Annotated in this window: 19 protein-coding genes; 12 read left to right on the top strand and 7 right to left on the bottom strand. The window is 56.2% G+C overall.

Annotated elements, in window-relative coordinates; translation table 11 throughout:
- Nucleotides 1-129: 129 nt before the first annotated feature.
- Nucleotides 130-1155, bottom strand: a complete 1026-nt coding sequence (tdh, locus tag HMPREF3178_RS07145) for an L-threonine 3-dehydrogenase (RefSeq protein ID WP_004106864.1) — start codon at nt 1153-1155, stop codon at nt 130-132.
- 9 nt (nt 1156-1164) lie between these two features.
- Complete coding sequence (gene kbl / locus HMPREF3178_RS07140; protein WP_004116405.1) at nt 1165-2358, bottom strand: glycine C-acetyltransferase; 1194 nt, start codon at nt 2356-2358, stop codon at nt 1165-1167.
- 214 nt (nt 2359-2572) lie between these two features.
- Here kbl and rfaD point away from each other — a divergent pair, with 214 nt between their 5' ends.
- From rfaD to HMPREF3178_RS07115, 5 genes are all read left to right on the top strand, one after another.
- On the top strand, nt 2573-3517 hold the full coding sequence (gene rfaD / locus HMPREF3178_RS07135; RefSeq protein WP_004106868.1) for an ADP-glyceromanno-heptose 6-epimerase: 945 nt from the start codon (nt 2573-2575) through the stop codon (nt 3515-3517).
- A 116-nt stretch (nt 3518-3633) separates the two neighbouring features.
- Nucleotides 3634-4692, top strand: coding sequence for an ADP-heptose--LPS heptosyltransferase RfaF (gene rfaF / locus HMPREF3178_RS07130; RefSeq protein WP_004106869.1), 1059 nt, complete (start codon nt 3634-3636; stop codon nt 4690-4692).
- A gap of 3 nt (nt 4693-4695) precedes the next feature.
- Entirely contained in the window at nt 4696-5667 is a 972-nt protein-coding gene (gene rfaC / locus HMPREF3178_RS07125) for a lipopolysaccharide heptosyltransferase RfaC (protein ID WP_004106870.1), read from the top strand.
- Nucleotides 5667-6575 (top strand): hypothetical protein, encoded by a 909-nt coding sequence (locus HMPREF3178_RS07120; protein ID WP_004106872.1) that lies wholly within the window; start codon nt 5667-5669, stop codon nt 6573-6575. Before rfaC ends, HMPREF3178_RS07120 begins: the two co-directional genes overlap by 1 nt.
- On the top strand, nt 6553-7719 hold the full coding sequence (locus tag HMPREF3178_RS07115) for an O-antigen ligase family protein (RefSeq protein ID WP_004106875.1): 1167 nt from the start codon (nt 6553-6555) through the stop codon (nt 7717-7719). Before HMPREF3178_RS07120 ends, HMPREF3178_RS07115 begins: the two co-directional genes overlap by 23 nt.
- 25 nt (nt 7720-7744) lie before the next feature.
- Here HMPREF3178_RS07115 and HMPREF3178_RS07110 read toward each other — a convergent pair whose 3' ends face one another.
- Together HMPREF3178_RS07110 and HMPREF3178_RS07105 are read right to left on the bottom strand one after the other, a co-directional pair.
- Entirely contained in the window at nt 7745-8827 is a 1083-nt protein-coding gene (locus HMPREF3178_RS07110) for a glycosyltransferase family 9 protein (RefSeq protein ID WP_004106878.1), read from the bottom strand.
- Between the two features lie 21 nt (nt 8828-8848).
- Complete coding sequence (locus tag HMPREF3178_RS07105) at nt 8849-9811, bottom strand: polysaccharide deacetylase family protein (protein ID WP_004106881.1); 963 nt, start codon at nt 9809-9811, stop codon at nt 8849-8851.
- 111 nt (nt 9812-9922) lie between these two features.
- On the opposite strand from HMPREF3178_RS07105, the gene rfaQ reads away from it, so the two are divergent.
- The 7 genes from rfaQ to coaD all read left to right on the top strand — a co-directional run bounded on the left by rfaQ (nt 9923) and on the right by coaD (nt 16856).
- Entirely contained in the window at nt 9923-10999 is a 1077-nt protein-coding gene (gene rfaQ, locus HMPREF3178_RS07100) for a putative lipopolysaccharide heptosyltransferase III (protein ID WP_004106884.1), read from the top strand.
- Nucleotides 10996-12123, top strand: a complete 1128-nt coding sequence (locus HMPREF3178_RS07095) for a glycosyltransferase family 4 protein (RefSeq protein ID WP_004106887.1) — start codon at nt 10996-10998, stop codon at nt 12121-12123. The genes rfaQ and HMPREF3178_RS07095 overlap by 4 nt, the downstream gene beginning before the upstream one ends.
- 2 nt (nt 12124-12125) lie before the next feature.
- Nucleotides 12126-13220: a glycosyltransferase gene (locus HMPREF3178_RS07090; RefSeq protein ID WP_017145239.1), complete on the top strand. Its 1095-nt coding sequence runs from the start codon at nt 12126-12128 to the stop codon at nt 13218-13220.
- A 30-nt stretch (nt 13221-13250) separates the two neighbouring features.
- Complete coding sequence (locus tag HMPREF3178_RS07085) at nt 13251-14240, top strand: glycosyltransferase (RefSeq protein ID WP_004106893.1); 990 nt, start codon at nt 13251-13253, stop codon at nt 14238-14240.
- A gap of 92 nt (nt 14241-14332) precedes the next feature.
- The gene (waaA, locus tag HMPREF3178_RS07080; RefSeq protein ID WP_004106896.1) at nt 14333-15607 is read left to right on the top strand and encodes a lipid IV(A) 3-deoxy-D-manno-octulosonic acid transferase; all 1275 of its coding nucleotides are present in this window, start codon (nt 14333-14335) and stop codon (nt 15605-15607) included.
- A complete protein-coding gene (locus HMPREF3178_RS07075; protein ID WP_004106899.1) occupies nt 15607-16383 on the top strand; it encodes a glycosyltransferase family 2 protein in 777 nt (258 codons plus the stop codon). Before waaA ends, HMPREF3178_RS07075 begins: the two co-directional genes overlap by 1 nt.
- Nucleotides 16380-16856, top strand: coding sequence for a pantetheine-phosphate adenylyltransferase (gene coaD / locus HMPREF3178_RS07070; RefSeq protein WP_004106901.1), 477 nt, complete (start codon nt 16380-16382; stop codon nt 16854-16856). The genes HMPREF3178_RS07075 and coaD overlap by 4 nt, the downstream gene beginning before the upstream one ends.
- Nucleotides 16857-16982: 126 nt before the next feature.
- Here coaD and mutM read toward each other — a convergent pair whose 3' ends face one another.
- The 3 genes from mutM to rpmB form a co-directional block, all read right to left on the bottom strand.
- Nucleotides 16983-17792, bottom strand: coding sequence for a bifunctional DNA-formamidopyrimidine glycosylase/DNA-(apurinic or apyrimidinic site) lyase (gene mutM / locus HMPREF3178_RS07065; protein ID WP_004116441.1), 810 nt, complete (start codon nt 17790-17792; stop codon nt 16983-16985).
- 192 nt (nt 17793-17984) lie between these two features.
- A complete protein-coding gene (gene rpmG, locus HMPREF3178_RS07060) occupies nt 17985-18152 on the bottom strand; it encodes a 50S ribosomal protein L33 (protein WP_003024094.1) in 168 nt (55 codons plus the stop codon).
- Nucleotides 18153-18172: 20 nt separating this feature from the next.
- Nucleotides 18173-18409 (bottom strand): 50S ribosomal protein L28, encoded by a 237-nt coding sequence (gene rpmB, locus HMPREF3178_RS07055; protein ID WP_002436699.1) that lies wholly within the window; start codon nt 18407-18409, stop codon nt 18173-18175.
- Nucleotides 18410-18615 lie beyond the last annotated feature (206 nt).

Below are 18615 nucleotides of genomic sequence, written 5' to 3'. Positions count from 1 at the left end.
CTGTATAAACGAATAGGTGAGAAAGCGATTTAGAAAAAGTGCGGAGTGGATTAAAAATCAGAAAAGTGGAAGTCAGCTCTCTAAATAAAGCGCCCGCAGGCGCTTTTTTAAGCTCAAATTCGGAGCAGGTTAATCCCAGCTGAGAATAACTTTGCCAGACTGGCCGGAGCGCATCGCGTCAAAGCCCTGCTGGAAATCATCAATGCCAAAGCGGTGGGTGATGATCGGCGACAGATCGAGGCCGGACTGGATGAGCGCGGCCATCTTGTACCAGGTTTCGAACATTTCGCGACCATAAATCCCTTTGATAAACAGCCCCTTGAAGATCACCTTGGTCCAATCGATGGACATATCCGACGGCGGAATACCCAGCATGGCGATGCGCCCGCCATGGTTCATAGTATCGAGCATGGTGCGGAACGCCGGCGGCGCACCGGACATCTCGAGGCCCACATCGAAGCCTTCCGTCATGCCCAGCTCGGCCATCACATCGCTAAGGTTCTCTTTCGCCACATTCACCGCCCGGGTGACGCCCATTTTGCGCGCCAGTTCCAGGCGATATTCGTTAACGTCGGTAATCACGACGTTGCGCGCACCAACGTGTTTCGCCACCGCGGCCGCCATCACGCCGATGGGGCCTGCGCCGGAAACCAGTACGTCTTCACCCACGAGGTCGAATGAAAGCGCGGTATGTACAGCGTTGCCAAACGGGTCAAAAATCGATGCCAGATCGTCGGAGATATTGTCCGGAATTTTAAAAGCGTTAAACGCCGGGATCACCAGATATTCGGCAAAACAGCCCGGACGGTTCACGCCGACGCCCGTCGTATTGCGGCACAGATGCGTACGGCCGGCGCGGCAGTTACGGCAGTGGCCGCAGGTGATATGCCCCTCGCCGGAAACGCGGTCGCCCAGCTTAAAGCCGCGAACTTCCTGACCGATACCCACCACTTCGCCAACGTATTCATGGCCCACAACCATCGGTACCGGAATGGTCTTTTGCGACCATTCGTCCCAGTTATAGATATGTACGTCGGTACCGCAAATCGCGGTCTTGCGAATTTTAATCAGCAGATCGTTGTGGCCGACTTCCGGTTCCGGTACGTCGGTCATCCAGATGCCTTCTTCCGCCTTCAGTTTGGATAACGCTTTCATCTCACACCCTCAGGCAATGACGCCCAGTTGTTTACCGATGCGGGTAAAGGCTTCCACCGCACGTTCAATTTGTTCAGGGGTATGCGCCGCAGACATCTGGGTACGTATACGCGCCTGGCCTTTTGGAACCACCGGATAGAAGAATCCGGTGACGTAGATACCTTCTTTTTGCAGCTCGCGCGCGAACTGCTGCGCCACGGTGGCTTCACCGAGCATTACCGGGATAATGGCGTGGTCGGCGCCCGCGAGGGTAAACCCTGCCGCAGTCATTTTTTCGCGGAACAGGCGCGCGTTCGACCACAGGCGGTCGCGCAGTTCGCTGCCGGCTTCCACCATCTCCAGCACTTTGATCGAAGCGGCGACAATCGCCGGAGCCAGCGAGTTGGAGAACAAATACGGACGCGAGCGCTGGCGCAGCCACTCGACGACTTCTTTGCGCGCGGCAGTATAGCCGCCGGACGCGCCGCCCAGCGCTTTACCCAGCGTACCGGTGATAATGTCAACGCGGCCCATCACGTCGCAGTACTCATGGGAACCGCGGCCGTTTTCCCCTACGAAACCCACAGCATGAGAATCATCGACCATCACCAGCGCATCGTATTTATCCGCGAGGTCGCAAACGCCTTTCAGGTTGGCTATCACGCCGTCCATCGAAAACACGCCGTCGGTGGCGATCAGCACATGACGCGCGCCGGCTTCACGCGCCTCTTTCAGACGGGCTTCCAGCTCCTGCATGTCGTTGTTGGCATAGCGGAAGCGCTTCGCTTTACACAGGCGCACGCCGTCGATGATCGACGCGTGGTTCAGGGCATCGGAGATAATCGCATCCTCTGCGCCGAGCAGAGTTTCAAACAGTCCGCCGTTGGCGTCGAAGCAGGAGGAGTACAGAATCGCGTCTTCCATGCCTAAAAAATCCGCCAGCTTCTTCTCAAGCGCTTTGTGGCTATCCTGAGTGCCGCAGATAAAGCGCACGGAGGCCATGCCAAAACCGTGGCTATCCATACCGCTTTTCGCGGCGGCAATGAGATCCGGGTGGTTCGCGAGACCCAGATAGTTATTGGCGCAGAAGTTAATGACCTGGCTACCGCCGACGGTGATATCCGCCTGCTGCGCCGAAGTAATAATACGCTCTTCTTTAAACAACCCTTCCGCGCGCGCGGTATCGAGGTCATTGGTTAACTGTTTGTAGAAATCACCACGCATTGCAACTCTCCAGATTCGGCAAAATTTGGCACATATTACCTAAAGCTATACGCTGATACGAGATGATGCATTACTGCATGAATTATTTGCAGCATAAATCACGAGACCCTCTTCACCTTATCGGCGAATGGCTGAAGCCTTTCCGATGTGGTGATATGATAGGAGTATTCATGTCCGGATTGTCTCTGGACTACCCACTTCAAAGGTTACAGTTATGATCATCGTTACCGGCGGCGCAGGCTTTATCGGCAGCAATATCGTTAAGGCGCTGAATGACAAAGGCATTACCGACATTCTGGTCGTAGATAATCTGAAAGACGGCACTAAATTCATCAACCTGGTGGATTTGAACATTGCCGATTACATGGATAAAGAAGACTTCCTGATCCAAATTATGGCGGGCGAGGAGTTCGGCGATATCGACGCCATTTTCCATGAAGGCGCCTGCTCGTCCACTACAGAGTGGGACGGCAAGTACATGATGGATAACAACTATCAGTATTCCAAAGAGGTACTGCACTACTGCCTGGAGCGTGAAATCCCGTTCCTGTACGCCTCTTCCGCCGCGACCTACGGCGGCCGCACCAGCGACTTTATTGAATCCCGCGAATACGAACAGCCGCTCAACGTTTACGGCTACTCCAAGTTTCTGTTTGATGAATACGTCCGTCAGATCCTGCCGGAAGCAAATTCGCAGATCGTCGGCTTCCGCTATTTCAACGTCTACGGGCCGCGCGAAGGTCATAAAGGCAGCATGGCCAGCGTCGCGTTCCATCTGAACACTCAGTTGAATAATGGCGAAAGTCCGAAACTGTTCGAAGGCAGCGATGGCTTCAAGCGCGACTTCGTCTACGTCGGCGACGTCGCGGCGGTAAACCTGTGGTTCTGGGAAAACGGCGTTTCCGGCATCTTTAACCTCGGCACCGGCCGTGCGGAGTCTTTCCAGGCCGTTGCAGACGCAACGCTGGCTTATCATAAGAAAGGCAGCATCGAATACATTCCGTTCCCGGATAAGCTGAAAGGCCGCTATCAGGCGTTTACCCAGGCGGATCTCACTAACCTGCGCGCAGCGGGCTATGATAAACCGTTCAAGACCGTCGCCGAAGGCGTAACGGAATATATGGCCTGGCTCAATCGCGACAATCATGCGAATTCATAAAATCATTCGGGCGGTATTAAGGCAGCAACTGAGCGAATCTTCAGGAACATAGGATAACGATGTGACTGAAGTGAACGAAGGCAGCCAACGCAGAGACAGCTTGAAGGATGAAATGAATGAAGATACTGGTGGTAGGCCCGTCATGGGTGGGCGACATGATGATGTCGCAAAGTCTCTATCGTACGCTCAGGGCGCGCTATCCCCAGGCGATAATCGACGTGATGGCGCCCACATGGTGCCGTCCGCTGCTATCGCGCATGCCGGAAGTCAACGAAGCGATCCCGATGCCGCTCGGCCACGGCGCGCTGGAAATCGGCGAACGGCGCAAGCTTGGGCACAGCCTGCGCGAGCGTCGCTACGATCGCGCTTACGTGCTGCCGAACTCGTTTAAATCGGCGCTGGTGCCGTTTTTCGCCGGTATCCCGCATCGCACCGGCTGGCTCGGCGAGATGCGCTACGGCCTGCTGAACGATGCCCGTAAGCTGGATAAAGCGGCCTGGCCGCTGATGGTCGAACGCTACGTCGGTCTCGCATACGATAAAGGCGTGATGCGCTGCGCGAAAGATCTGCCGCAGCCGCTGCTCTGGCCGCAGCTGCAGGTGCATGAAGGCGAAAAATCGCAGGCCTGTAGCGCATTTAATATTTCAGCCGAGCGCCCGATAATCGGCTTCTGCCCAGGCGCAGAGTTCGGCCCGGCAAAACGCTGGCCGCACTATCACTACGCCGAGCTGGCGAAACAGCTGATCGATGAAGGCTTTCAAATCGTGCTGTTTGGTTCCGCAAAAGATCATGAAGCGGGTAATGAAATCCTTGCCGCGCTCACGACTGAGCAGCAGGCATGGTGCCGCAACCTGGCCGGGGAAACTCAGCTTGAGCAGGCCGTCATTCTGATCGCCGCCTGTAAAGCGGTGGTTAGCAACGATTCCGGCCTGATGCACGTTGCCGCGGCGCTGGATCGTCCGCTGGTGGCGCTCTATGGGCCAAGTAGCCCGGACTTCACCCCTCCGCTGTCGCACAAAGCGCGCGTTATCCGCCTGATCAGCGGCTACCACAAAGTGCGTAAAGGCGACGCCGCCGAAGGCTATCATCAGAGTTTGATCGACATTACGCCGCAGCGCGTACTGGAAGAATTAAACGACCTGCTGCTGGAAAAAACGGAACAAGAGGAAGCCTGACGGATGCGGGTATTGATCGTAAAAACCTCGTCCATGGGCGACGTGCTGCATACGCTGCCCGCGCTGAGCGACGCCGCGCTGGCCTTTCCCGGCATTCGTTTCGATTGGGTGGTTGAAGAGGGCTTCGCACAGATCCCCTCCTGGCATGAGACCGTCGACAGGGTCATTCCGGTGGCGATTCGTCGCTGGCGCAAAGCGTGGTTTTCCGCGCCCGTTAAAGCCGAACGCAAGGCATTTCGCGACGCCGTACAGGCGGAAAAGTACCACGCCATCATTGATGCCCAGGGGCTGGTGAAGAGCGCCGCGCTGGTCACCCGACTGGCCCGCGGCGTTAAGCACGGTATGGACTGGCAGACCGCTCGCGAACCGCTGGCGAGCCTGTTCTATAACCGTCGCCACCATATCGCCAAACAGCAGCACGCCGTTGAGCGCACCCGCGAGCTGTTCGCTAAAAGCCTTGGCTACGCGAAGCCGGAAACCCAGGGCGACTACGCTATCGCTCGCCATTTTTTGCGCCAGGCCGACGCCTCCGCTGTGCCCTATCTGGTATTTCTCCACGCCACAACGCGGGATGATAAACACTGGCCGGAAGAGAACTGGCGAGCGCTAATCGCTCTGCTTGCCGACAGCGGCGTGCGTATCAAACTGCCGTGGGGCGCCCCCCATGAAGAAGCGCGGGCCAGACGCCTGGCGGATGGGCACGATTTTGTCGACGTCCTGCCGCGTATGAGCCTGGAGCAGGTGGCCCAGGTGCTGGCAGGCGCGCGCGGAGTGGTTTCCGTCGATACCGGACTGAGCCATCTCACCGCCGCGCTCGATAAACCGAACTTCACGCTGTACGGCCCGACCGATCCGGGGCTGATTGGCGGCTACGGTAAAAACCAGTATGTCGTGCGCCCGGAAAGCGGCAACAGCACGGGGGATATTGCCGCCTCCCGGATTCTGCAACTGTTGAAATCTCAGGAACTGGCTTAATGGGTTCATTATTTAAGCAGATCTATCGCTACACGCATCGACGAGCCTTTCGCCATAACGAAAATCTTTGGCCGTTTACCCATATCACCCGCGCGGCAAGCGGTGAAATCCGCACCCTGAAATACAAAGGAAAAGCGGTCCCGCTGGTCAACCTCAGCGAACTAAAAGATAGCGCTCAGGGCGAAGTGCTGCTGACGGCAACCGGTCCCTCTACGCGCAGTATCGATTTTACGCGGCTGCCGAAAAGCATCCCGGTGATGGGGGTGAATGGCGCGTGGCATCTCTCTGATAAAATTAAATTTTCGCTCTATACCATTGTGGACATGGAGTTTTACGATAAAAAACCGGACATTATTCGTGCGGTGATTAGCCAACCGGACATCGTACTCTTCACCACCATGCATGGCATTGCCAAAATCCTCGACCGCCACGGCTCAGCGCTTCGCTGTCGTTTGGCATTAATTGAAGACGCCTGTTATAAAATTTACCAGCCTAAAGTCCCGAGAAGCGCGATACAGCAGGTCTGGCGCGGCGTCACCGCGCTACGCTTTCATCCGCAAAGGCAGGATATTTGCTTTAGCACCGACATCCGCCATGGCATTTTTGATGCCGGTACCGTGGTCTACTGGGCTCTGCAAATTCTGATGTGGCTGGGATTTAAAACTATTCTGATAAGCGGGCTGGATATGAGCAATTTCAACCAGCCGCGGTTCTACGAAACGGAACAGGATAAACTCCCCTCCTGGCTGGCAAATAAGGTGGATGACCTGGTCATGCCGTCCTTTTCGCACGCTGCCAACGTGCTGCAACAAAACCATATTCGGGTCGTTAACTTCTCCTTAGAAAGCGCGGTTCCGGAAACGATTTTCGAAAAGGTTTCATTTGATGAGTACTTTAAAAATCAGTAGTTATGCCAGACAGGGTTACACCATTTTCTTTCCTTTGTTTCTGTTTTTTAGCGCTATTTTTTGCGTATCAACTCGCGCAAATAACCTTCTTCATTTATCCATTTTGCTGTTTTTGCTTTCACAGCTGAACACAGACAACCGCCGGGCATTAGCGGAGAGCCTGCGCCAGCAGTGGCCGGTCTATGGTCTGCTGGTCGTATTCTGCGTGTACTATGCGCTGAGCAATATTTGGGGCCAGACGCCGCAGCATATCGATTCCCCTCTGACCCACGGCACCTATACCATTTTCTATCTTCTGCTGCTGACAACGCTACTTGGCCATCCTCGCACCCGGCATCTGACGCTGCTGAGCATCGTGGCCGGGATCGCGGTGCTGTCTATCTGGACGATGGTTATCGACTTCACCCTGGTCCTCAAGGAGCGCCTGGTGTCGCCGGATAATCCCGGCCCGACCAACGTTATCGACCTGGCGGGTTATTGCGGTATTGGGGTTCTTATTTGCGCCATGCTGCTGAAAGAAAAAGGCAGCCACCTTCTGTATGTGCCGATGGCTATCATGCTGGTGATGCTATTTCTGACCCAAAGCCGCGGCCCGATTATCGCCCTACTGGTGGCGTTTGTTTGCACCCTGCATCTGCACGTCTTTACCCGCCGTAATATCTTGATTGTCGCCGCGTTAGCGATGATTCTGGGACTGCTTTTCTTCTTCACCCCCACTGGAGACCTGCTGCTGGCGCGCTTTGAGGAGCTGGGGACGCAAAGCGGTTTGCGCATCAGCATCTGGCATCATACGATCGAGGAAGTGGCCAGCCAGCCGTGGCTGGGGCGAGGTTTTGACTACGAGCTGAACTTTACCAACTACAGCGGCGAACATATCACCACCACCCACAGCGTCTATCTTGGCGCCCTGCTGAAAGGCGGCATCATTGGTCTGGCGCTGCTGTTGGCGGTGATTGCCGGAGGGCTATGGCAGGCATGGCGCAAACAGCAGGATGGCCGCTACGGACTGGCGATTTTTATCTATGCGCTGATTTTTATGGCTTCGCAGGGCATGTTTATCATCAGCAATCCTCGCGAAACCTGGCCGCTGTTTTGGCTACCGCTGGGTATTGCGCTGAGCGGCAGCCTGAAGGCGAAACGCTAAGCAAAGGGCCCGTTACGGGCCTTTTTTATGCCTGCTCGCGAGAGGCAACCAGGTCGTCCGCCTGCGCTTTAATCACCGGCCAGACGGCGTCAATCGTCATGTCGGCGACGTGGGTCTCTTCACAGACAATCTGTCTGGCCTTGTCATAACCCGGCGCCCAAATAGTATAGCCCGGCAAACCGGTATCTTTGAGCTTACGTTTGTTGTAAACCGCCACCATGGGCTTGTCGAATGCGCGGGCAATATGCACGATGGCGGTATCCGCCGTAATCACCAGATCGCACTGGCGAACGATCTCTACCGCTGAATTAATATTGCTATCAGGCAGATATAGCGCTTTATCCAGATTTAGCTGGCGAATTTTTTCGCTATGCCCAACCATGATGACGCTCACGGCATACGGAAGCGTATGCAGGCGGTCAATCAGAGTCGCCACCTGATGATGACAAAAGTCTTTATCCGTTGAAGCGGTAAACGGGTTGATCGCAATACAGAGAGCGCGCGCTTTTTCCTGATTAAGTAAAAGCTTAACCCTTTCCCGTTCGTGAAGATCGCCGGGCAGATGATAGTGGTAACGATCGTGTTCTATGCCAAATAGCCTGGCCACTTCTTTGTAGCGGGCGGAAATATGCCTGGCGCTGTCAAAAAAAGGAATGGAGTGATCGTAAAGCTTATATTCTTGTTTATTAAAACCAATAACGCAGCCAGGCCGCAGATCAGAGAGCAGTTTAAAACGCTCGTAGGTTTTAACATCATCAAAATCAACGACCGCGTCAAATCCCACCGCACGCAGCGCATTTAAGGGCATCCGCGGCTGATATAAATAGACCTGCTCAAGAAAATCCGCACCGGCAAGCATCTGTTTACAGACAGGCCCGGTAAGAACAGACACCTTATAGCCCCGGTCAGCCAAAAGCTTTGCGCAGCCGGTCGTCACGACCATATCCCCGACTTTGTCATCCAGGCGCAATAATAAAACATGCTGAATCTTCGCGGGATTAAAAGGCTGGCGTGCGCTTTTATTTCTGTAACGATAGTTAATCAAATTAAATTTAATTTCGCGGAAGAAGGCATTTTTCTTCCGCGTGAACTGCTTCACGATACGCATACGGTACCTGGTTGTGATCTTTTATCGCTGTGCGCGTTTCTGTTGGTAATATTCCGCCAACGTCATTCCCTTCACCTGCGGTGCCAGCCAGCTGAAAAAAGCGTCCAGATCGGCATATAAGCGCTCAATATCCTGCTCGTTTTTAAACGTCGGGCTGCCGCCAGGCATATACTCAGAAGAGTGGAGCATATATTCGACGTAGTCATTACCCTGAGTCAACGTTTGTTCGACCACTTTTTTCATCGTCTCCACGTTGCCGCCCATCGGACGCAGCCAGTGTACCGACGGCGAGCGGACTTTGCCGCGCAGGCGATCGTAACCCTGCTTCAGGCTATTCATCCACGCAGAATGCTTGTACTGAATGCTCATTGGCACTTCCAGCAGCGACGACTGGCCTTCACGACGAATATCGTTCTCGTCGAGAAAGTAGGCGTGCTGCGGGAAGTGACGATAATCGGTACCGCCGTCGCCCTGCGGCGCGCCTTTCGCCGTTTTCCAGTTCACCCTGGGAGTAACCGAGCAATCGACCAGATAGCCATACTCCACCAGCAGACGCGCGTAGCGCTCGTCAAACGCCCAGCGTCCGGCGCGATGGCTGACCATTTTAGTCTGGAAGGTATCCTCCAGCAGACGGGTCATATAGTCGACTTTTGCCCGCATCGCCGTATCGCTGTACTCGATCAGATACGGTTTATGCCGCCAGTCGTCATCGGTAAGCGGGTCGGTCGGTGGGCTGTTCCAGGCATGCAGATGCATGCCGATTTCCGCCGTCCCCCGGGCAATCACATCTTTGGCGAATTCGATATAAACCGGGTCGATGGCCATTTCATAGTTGGTCAAATAAACCGGTTTGAAGCCATACTTTTCGCAAAGCTGCTGAAAACGCGGTAAATAGCGCGCATTCTCGGTGGTGATGCTGTCATGTTTTTGCCAGAGGTTATCGCCCTCTGTATCAATCGTGATGAGAAATGCGGGTTTGTGCACGAAAACGTCCTCAGGCCATACGTATCGGGTCATGGTAGAGCAAGACAAGGCTTCTCTCAATCTATCTGATCCCCTAGAATCGGAGCCCTGACCCTGAATGAAGAACAGAGAATGACGCCTGAAACCCGCACTTCCGGCCGCGTGAACCCGGCGCGAATCCTGGTTATTAAGCTTCGCCATCATGGCGATATGTTATTGATAACGCCGCTTATTCACGCGCTAAAACAGCAATACCCCGCCGCCTGCGTGGATGTGCTGCTTTATGAAGAAACCCGGGATATGCTCGCAGCGAATACTGAGATCCGCCATATTTATGGTATCGATCGGCGCTGGAAAAAACAGGGCACCGGCCATCAGCTCAAGATGGAATGGCAGCTGATCCGCACGCTCCGCCAGCAGCGCTACGATATGGTGCTCAATCTTGCCGATCAGTGGCCCAGCGCGATTATCACTAAACTGACCGGGGCGACCACCCGCATCGGCTTTGACTTTCCGAAGCGTCGTCATCCGGCCTGGCGTTTTTGCCATACCGCCCTCGCCTCAACCGAGCTGCACAACCAGCTGCATACCGTACAGCAGAATCTGTCGATTCTGGCGCCGCTTGGGCTGGATATTGATGATGCGCCGGCAACGATGGGCTACAGCGAACAGGACTGGCTCGCCAGCCGCGCGCTGCTGCCGGAAGGATTTCAGGACAACTATATCGTCATTCAGCCGACCTCCCGCTGGTTCTTTAAATGCTGGCGCGAAACGCGGATGAGCGCTCTGATAAACGCGCTTTCTGAGGCAGGCTATCCGGTCGTGCTGACCTCCGGCCCCGACGCCAAAGAGAAGCAGATGATCGACACGATTATGACGGGCTGTCCCAATGCTCGCCTGTACTCCCTCGCCGGGCAGCTCACCCTGCGCCAGCTGGCGTCTCTCATCGACCATGCCCGCCTGTTTATCGGCGTCGACTCCGTGCCGATGCATATGGCCGCCGCGCTGGGCACACCGCTGGTGGCGCTATTCGGCCCCTCCAAGCTCACTTTCTGGCGTCCATGGCAGGCGCAGGGTGAGGTAATTTGGGCGGGTGATTTCGGCTCGATTCCCGATCCTGACGACATAGATACCAACACCGAGGAACGCTATCTCGATTTAATCCCCACCGACGCGGTTATCGCGGCGGCGAAAAAGGTACTGGCATGAGTAAATTCAGGCTGGCTCTGGTACGCCAGAAGTATCGCCCGGACGGCGGCGCGGAACGATTTGTCTCCCGCGCGCTGGAGGCCCTCGACGACAGCGACCTTGAGCTGAACGTCATCACCCGCGAGTGGCAGGGGCCGGTGAAGCCCGAGTGGAACATCCACATCTGCAACCCGCGCAAGTGGGGGCGGATCAGCCGCGAGCGTGGGTTTGCCGACGCCGCCCGCCAGCTGTGGCAGCGCGAAGCCTTCGATCTGGTGCAAAGCCATGAGCGTATCCCCGGCTGCGACCTGTACCGCGCCGGAGACGGCGTACACCGCCGCTGGCTGCAGCAGCGCTCGCGCATTTTGCCCGGCTGGAAAAGCCGCCTGCTGTTTGCCGATCGCTACCATCGCTATGTGATGCAGGCCGAGCGCGAAATGTACCAGGACTCGCACCTGCGCGGCGTTATCTGCAACGCGGAGATGATTAAACGCGAGATTATTGCAGACTTCGGCCTGCCGGCGGAAAAAATCCACGTTATCTATAACGCCATCGATAACCAGCGTTTTCTGCCGCCGACGGAAGCGGCCTTTGTCGCGCTGCGTACCAAATGGAATCTGCCGCTCCAGGCGACCTGCCTGATTTACGTCGGCTCCGGCTTTGAGCGCAAGGGGCTGGATGCGGCGATCCGCGCCATCGCGCCGACCAACCGCTACCTGCTGGTAGTGGGCAAAGATAAAGAGCAGAGTCGTTATCAGCAGCTGGCGAAAACGCTGAACTGCGAGGAGCGGGTGCGCTTTTTCGGCATGCAGTCGGAAACCCTGCCGTTCTATCAGATGGCCGACGGCCTGCTGCTGCCGACGCTGTACGACCCGTTTCCCAACGTTATTCTCGAAGCGATGGCCTGCGGCCTGCCGGTCATTACCACTACCGGCTGCGGCGGCGCGGAGTTTATTGTTCAGGGCAGCAATGGCTACGTTTGCGATGCGCTGGATATCCCGGCCCTGCAGGAGTCGGTTAGCGCCCTTCCCGCCCGGGCGTTAGGCTCCGCGGAAGGCGAACGCGCCCGCGAGCGCATCATGGCCTGCACCAGCGAACGCCTCTCGGCGCAGCTGCTCTCCCTTTATCAGGATTTGGTGAAATAACGATGCGCATATTGTTTGTTATCGACGGCCTGCCCGGCGGCGGCGCGGAAAAAGTCGTGCTGACGCTGGCGGCGCACTTTCTCAGCCAGGGAGAACAGGTATCGCTTTTTTCCCTGCGCGACGTCTGCGATTATCCGCTGCCGGAAGGACTGGATTATCAGGTCATCGCCGACCGCTGCCGCAAACCGTGGCGCAAACTGACGGAACTCTCCCGGCGCGCGCGCCAGCTTGATGCGGCCATCGATAGCGCAGAACGGCAGGGCCGCTTCGATCTGGTGCTCTCGAATCTGCATAAAACTGACCGCATTGTCTCCCGCAGCCGCCTGCTGAACGGGCGAAACGTCTGGTATTGCCTGCACGGCGTATTCTCTACTTCCTATCTCGGCCATCGCACCGGTTTTGACCGCTGGCTTAAGCAGCAGAAGATCGGACGCGTTTACCAGGGACGCAACGTCGTCACCGTCTCCGATGCGGTAGGTCAAGATCTGGTCGAGCAGTTCGCCATTCGCCCGGCCCAGCTGAAAACCATCTATAACCCGTTTGATATCGCCGCGCTGCGCGCAGCGGCTGAAGAGCCCAGCCAGCGACCCGACGGCGACTATATTATTCACGTGGGCCGCTTTCATCCCGGTAAACGCCACGACCGCCTGATTGAGGCGTATGCGCAAAGCGGTATTGATGCGCCGCTGGTGCTGCTGGGACAGGGAAAACCGGAACAAGAGCAGCGCCTGCGCCAGCTGGCGCAGCAGCTACAGGTTGCCGATCGCGTCCTGTTTAAAGGCTTCCAGAAAAATCCGCTGCCGTGGATCAAAGGCGCGCGGATGCTGGTCCTGAGTTCCGATAGCGAAGGTTTTGGCAACGTGGTGGTTGAAGCGCTGCTGCTGGATACGCCGGTCGCCAGCACCCGCTGCCCGGGCGGCGTGACCGAGATCCTCACCGGCGAGCTGTCGCGCGGCCTGGCGGATCTCAACAGCCCGGCGCTGGCTCATACGATGCAAAGCATTTACCATAGCCCCCCTGCCATCGACGCCTCGGCGCTGGAGAAATTCAGCGTGGCATCGATTTGTCAGCAGTATCGTCAGCTGCGCAGCGCCTGACGCCGTTATTCAACCAGGATCGAATGATTTATGAGTCAAACGCCTTTACTAAGCATCGTAGCCGCCGTCTATAACGGCGAAAAATTCCTTGCGCAATTCTTTGAGTGCCTTGAGCAACAGCAGCTGGAAAGCTATGAACTGATCCTGGTGAACGACGGGTCGACGGACGGTAGCCTTGCGGTTATCGACCAGTGGAAAGAGCGCCTGCAAAACGTGCTCGTACTGGAACAGGAAAACCAGGGCGTGTCGGTGGCGCGCAATACCGGGCTCGCCGCGGCGACCGGTAAATACCTGACCTTTCCGGATATCGACGATAAGCTTTACCCGGGCATGTACCGTACGCTTCTGGAAATGGCGGAAAAGGGCAATCTTGACGTCGCCACCTGCAACGGCCGCTACGTCTACGAGACGAAAAAAGATATCCATCCTATTTTCCCGCTGGACCGGCTACAGTCGACCGGCGTTTTGCCCGGCCACGTCTGGTTAAAACAGGCGCTGGATTCTCGTAAGTTCCTGCATGTCACCTGGCTCAATATTTACCGCCGCGAGTTTATCGCGGATCACCGCTTCCATTTTGAGCCGGGCCTGCGTCATCAGGATATTCCCTGGACCACGGAAGTGCTGCTGGCGGCAGAACGCGTGCAGTACACCAGCGAGCAGTTCTACGATTACTACATCCATTCGGAATCGGTGTCGCATAAGCCGGACAATGACGATACGCTGATGCGTTCAGCGCGCCACTATATGAAGATTCTTGAGATGCTGGACGCCATCAACCAGCGCTATCCGGACAAGGTTCGCAATATTTCCGCCTGCCGCTGGCAGATCGCTAAAGAGGGGCTGGGAATTATTCATACCTTCGATAGCATGAAAGATGAGTCAAAAAAGCATATTATCATTAAAGAGTTCTTTGACCGCGGTATCTGGAGCCTGATCTGGAAAAATGCCCATACGTTCCGTCTACGCTGGCGTCTTGGACGCCGCTATCTGCGCATCAAGCGCTATCGCGACGCGGCTTAATACTGAATCCCTTAGTTTCCGCCAAAGAGATAGCTTTACGCGGGTTAAATGCTTAGAATTTGCCCGCAAAAACATAAATACGGATAAATCGCTTGGAATTGCTTTATACCGCCCTACTTTACCTCATTCAGCCGCTGGTGTGGCTGCGACTGCTGTTACGCAGCCGTAAGGCCCCTGCCTATCGTAAACGCTGGAAGGAACGTTATGGCTTCTGCCAGAACAAGGTAGAACCGGGTGGCATCCTGCTGCATTCCGTTTCCGTGGGTGAAACGCTGGCGGCTATCCCGCTGGTGCGCGCGCTACGCCACCGCTACCCCTATCTGCCGATCACCGTCACGACCATGACGCCAACCGGCTCCGAACGCGCGATGTCCGCTTTCGGTAAAGACGTCCATCACGTCTATCTGCCTTACGATCTTCCCGGCGCAATGAACCGCTTCTTCAATACCGTTCAGCCAAAGCTGGTTATCGTCATGGAAACCGAACTGTGGCCGAACATGGTCGCCACGCTGCATAAACGCAAAATTCCGCTGGTTATCGCCAACGCCCGGCTGTCCGAACGCTCGGCGAAAGGCTATGCCAAACTGGGCAAATTTATGCGTCGGCTGCTGAGCCGCATTACCCTTATCGCCGCACAGAATGAAGAAGACGCCAGCCGCTTTATCGCCCTTGGCCTGAAACGCAATCAACTGGCGGTCACCGGCAGCCTGAAGTTTGATATTTCAGTCACGCCGGAGCTGGCCGCTCGCGCTATCACCCTGCGTCGCCAGTGGGCGCCGCACCGCCAGGTATGGATTGCCACCAGCACCCACGACGGCGAAGAGCAAATCATTCTTCAGGCGCATAAAAAGCTGCTGGAGCGCTTCCCCAACCTGCTGCTGATCCTTGTCCCGCGCCACCCGGAGCGCTTCGGCGACGCCCGCGAGATGGTGCAGAAAGCGGGAATGAGCTACACCCTGCGCAGTACCGGCGAAATCCCGTCGAACAGTACCCAGGTGGTGATTGGCGATACCATGGGTGAGCTGATGCTGCTGTACGGCATTGCCGACCTCGCGTTTGTCGGCGGTAGCCTGGTGGAGCGCGGCGGTCATAACCCGCTGGAGCCCGCTGCTCATGCGATACCGGTACTGATGGGCCCGCACACCTTTAACTTCAAAGATATCTGCGCCAAGCTGCAGCAGGACGATGGACTGATTACCGTCACCGACGCCGACTCGCTGGTGACGGAGGTGTCAAACCTGCTGACCGATGAAGATTACCGTCTGTGGTATGGTCGTCACGCGGTGGAAGTCCTGCACCAAAACCAGGGCGCGCTCTCCCGTCTGCTACAGTTACTCCAACCCTATCTGCCGCAGCGGAGCCACTAATGTCGCCTCGACTCTCGGTCGTGATGATCGCCAAAAACGCGGCGGATCTGCTGCCTGATTGTCTGGCGTCGGTAAGCTGGGCCGATGAGATAGTGCTGCTGGATTCCGGCAGTAGCGACAACACCGTCGAATTAGCCCGCAGCATGGGCGTTCAGGTGCATGTCAATCGCGACTGGCAGGGCTACGGTATTCAACGCCAGCGCGCCCAGGACTACGCCACCGGCGATTACGTGCTGATGATCGATACCGACGAGCGCGTCACTCCGGAGCTTGCGCAGTCTATCCGCAGCGTGCTGGCCGCGCCGCAAACCGGCGCAATATACAGCATTGCCCGGCGCAACTATTTTCTTGGCCGCTTTATGCGCCACAGCGGCTGGTATCCCGATCGCGTGATGCGCTTGTACGAACGCGGCCGTTACCGCTATAACGATAATCTGGTCCACGAATCTCTCGATGCCCGAGGCGCGCCGGTTATCGAGCTCGCGGGCGATCTGCTGCATCTGACCTGCCGTGATTTCTCCGGCTTTCAGCAAAAGCAGCTGGCCTACGCCGCCGCCTGGGCGCAGGAGCGCCATCAGAGAGGCAAAAAGACCTCGCTGGCCGCTATCTTCGGCCATACGCTGGGCGCCTTTGTGAAAACGCTGCTGCTGCGCGGCGGCATTCTGGATGGGAAACAAGGCTGGCTACTGGCGGTGGTCAACGCGCAATACACGTTTAATAAATACACCGAGCTGTGGGCCCTGAGCCGCGGCTACTCGGAGAAAGTGTCATTATGAGCACAAAAGCGATCTATCCGGGAACCTTCGACCCTATCACCAACGGCCATATCGATATCGTCACTCGCGCGGCCAGCATGTTCGATAAGGTGCTGTTGGCTATCGCCGCCAGCCCGAGCAAAAAGCCGATGTTCACTCTCGACGAGCGCATCGCACTGGCCACCCAGGCAACGGCGCATCTGGTCAACGTTGAGGTTATTGGCTTCAGCGATTTAATGGCCAATTTTGCCCGCGCGCAGCAGGCGAACATTTTAATTCGCGGCCTGCGGGCGGTGGCGGATTTTGAATATGAGATGCAGCTGGCCCATATGAACCGTCATTTAATGCCGACGCTGGAGAGCGTGTTTCTGATGCCGTGCAAAGAGTGGTCGTTTATCTCCTCTTCGCTGGTAAAAGAAGTGGCGCGCCACCAGGGCGACGTCTCCCACTTTCTGCCGGCAAACGTTCACCAGGCGCTGCTGAAGAAGCTGTAATCCTGCGCCATCGGGTCTCTTCCCGCAGGCGATGCTGCGCATCTGTCCGGGCTACCCAATCAAATCGCACGGACGCGTAGCCCGGCTAAGCGCAGCGCGAGCCGGGTTCACCGCAACCACCGCATATTATTTCTGGCACTGGCGACAATAAAACGTCGCCCGCTGGGCGTGTTTACTGCCGATAACCGGCGTCCCGCAAATGCGGCACGGCTCGCCCTTGCGGCCATACACCTGCAGCTCCTGGGCAAAATAACCCGGTTTACCGTCGCTTTGCAGGAAATCTTTCAGCGTCGTCCCACCCTGTTCGATGGAGCGCAGCAGGACCAGCTTAATCACTTTCACCAGCTGTTCGCACTCCTCGCGCGACAGCGAAGAGGCCAGCCTGTCGGGGTGAATACCCGCCGAAAATAGCGATTCGCTGGCGTAGATATTACCCACGCCGACCACCAGCTTGTTATCCATTAGCCAGGGCTTGATCGCAGTTTTCTTCTTCGCGCATTTCTGCTGGAGATAATCGGCGTTGAACTCATCGCTCAGCGGCTCCGGTCCCAGATGCGCCAGCACCGGATGCCCTTCCAGCTCTTTAGTCCACAGCCAGGCGCCAAAGCGTCGCGGATCGGTATAGCGCAGGACCTTGCCGTTACTCATCACCAGGTCCACGTGGTCGTGTTTTTCCGCCGGCAGATCTCCGCTGAGGATACGCAGGCTTCCCGACATGCCGAGATGGACGATAATCCAGCCGTCGGGCAGTTCGAGCAGCAGATATTTAGCGCGGCGGCGCACGCTGAGCACAGGAACGTCGCTCAGGCGATAGATCTCTTCGGAAACCGGCCAGCGCAGGCGCCCGTTGCGCACAACGGCGTGCAGGATGGTCGCACCAACCAGGTGAGGCTCAATGCCGCGGCGGCTGGTTTCTACTTCAGGTAATTCAGGCATTCTTTTCTCGAACAAAAACGGCTGGATGCTCTATCTTACCGCGTTCAGCGACGAGGTTCAGGGCAATTATTGTTCAGCTTGCTCTTCCGCCTGCCACAGGAGGGCTAAACTGCCGCCAGCGCCGACGGTGGCGTCGTTTTAATAACAAAAAACCCCGCCGAGGCGGGGTTTTTCTTTACAAGGAACCTAAAATTATTTGATTTTAGCTTCTTTGTATAAAACGTGCTGACGGACAACTGGATCGAACTTTTTCAGTTCCAGTTTTTCCGGCTTAGTACGCTTGTTCTTCGTGGTGGTATAGAAGTGACCAGTACCAGCAGAAGAAACCAGCTTGATTTTCTCACGAATACCTTTAGCCATGATTTATTTCCTCTAAGTACTTAGTACTTTTCGCCACGGGCACGCAGTTCGGACAGAACTGTATCAATGCCTTTCTTATCAATAACACGCATACCTTTAGCAGATACGCGCAGGGTGACAAAACGCTTCTCGCTCTCAACCCAGAAACGGTGAGAGTGCAGGTTCGGCAGGAAACGGCGTTTAGTCGCGTTCAGTGCGTGGGAACGGTTGTTACCGGTCACCGGACGCTTGCCAGTAACTTGGCAGACTCGGGACATGTCTATTCTCCAAAAATCAAATTAGCTCGAGCTTCGTATGGGGTATTGGCGCCTCGTCAGGCTTTACAGCCCGGTCATCGCATAGTTCTATTGAACTCTCGATTGCCAGGCCCAAATGCCAAACCCGAGATTCTCAAAGGTGGCGTAGTATACGCTGACTCTGCGATGTGCTCAAGTCCCGAACAGACAAAGATCCCGATGGATCG

This window comes from Klebsiella sp. HMSC09D12 (assembly GCF_001808475.1).
Taxonomy (GTDB): Bacteria; Pseudomonadota; Gammaproteobacteria; order Enterobacterales; family Enterobacteriaceae; genus Klebsiella; species Klebsiella oxytoca.
This window is presented reverse-complemented; position numbering and strand designations above follow the sequence as displayed.

Bases quoted from the DNA above. Each gene is read 5' to 3' on its own strand.
- tdh (WP_004106864.1), bottom strand. From the start codon at position 1,155: ATGAAAGCGTTATCCAAACTGAAGGCGGAAGAAGGCATCTGGATGACC.
- kbl (WP_004116405.1), bottom strand. From the start codon at position 2,358: ATGCGTGGTGATTTCTACAAACAGTTAACCAATGACCTCGATACCGCG.
- rfaD (WP_004106868.1), top strand. From the start codon at position 2,573: ATGATCATCGTTACCGGCGGCGCAGGCTTTATCGGCAGCAATATCGTT.
- rfaF (WP_004106869.1), top strand. From the start codon at position 3,634: ATGAAGATACTGGTGGTAGGCCCGTCATGGGTGGGCGACATGATGATG.
- rfaC (WP_004106870.1), top strand. From the start codon at position 4,696: ATGCGGGTATTGATCGTAAAAACCTCGTCCATGGGCGACGTGCTGCAT.
- HMPREF3178_RS07120 (WP_004106872.1), top strand. From the start codon at position 5,667: ATGGGTTCATTATTTAAGCAGATCTATCGCTACACGCATCGACGAGCC.
- HMPREF3178_RS07115 (WP_004106875.1), top strand. From the start codon at position 6,553: ATGAGTACTTTAAAAATCAGTAGTTATGCCAGACAGGGTTACACCATT.
- HMPREF3178_RS07110 (WP_004106878.1), bottom strand. From the start codon at position 8,827: ATGCGTATCGTGAAGCAGTTCACGCGGAAGAAAAATGCCTTCTTCCGC.
- rfaQ (WP_004106884.1), top strand. From the start codon at position 9,923: ATGACGCCTGAAACCCGCACTTCCGGCCGCGTGAACCCGGCGCGAATC.
- HMPREF3178_RS07095 (WP_004106887.1), top strand. From the start codon at position 10,996: ATGAGTAAATTCAGGCTGGCTCTGGTACGCCAGAAGTATCGCCCGGAC.
- HMPREF3178_RS07090 (WP_017145239.1), top strand. From the start codon at position 12,126: ATGCGCATATTGTTTGTTATCGACGGCCTGCCCGGCGGCGGCGCGGAA.
- HMPREF3178_RS07085 (WP_004106893.1), top strand. From the start codon at position 13,251: ATGAGTCAAACGCCTTTACTAAGCATCGTAGCCGCCGTCTATAACGGC.
- HMPREF3178_RS07075 (WP_004106899.1), top strand. From the start codon at position 15,607: ATGTCGCCTCGACTCTCGGTCGTGATGATCGCCAAAAACGCGGCGGAT.
- coaD (WP_004106901.1), top strand. From the start codon at position 16,380: ATGAGCACAAAAGCGATCTATCCGGGAACCTTCGACCCTATCACCAAC.
- mutM (WP_004116441.1), bottom strand. From the start codon at position 17,792: ATGCCTGAATTACCTGAAGTAGAAACCAGCCGCCGCGGCATTGAGCCT.
- rpmG (WP_003024094.1), bottom strand. From the start codon at position 18,152: ATGGCTAAAGGTATTCGTGAGAAAATCAAGCTGGTTTCTTCTGCTGGT.
- rpmB (WP_002436699.1), bottom strand. From the start codon at position 18,409: ATGTCCCGAGTCTGCCAAGTTACTGGCAAGCGTCCGGTGACCGGTAAC.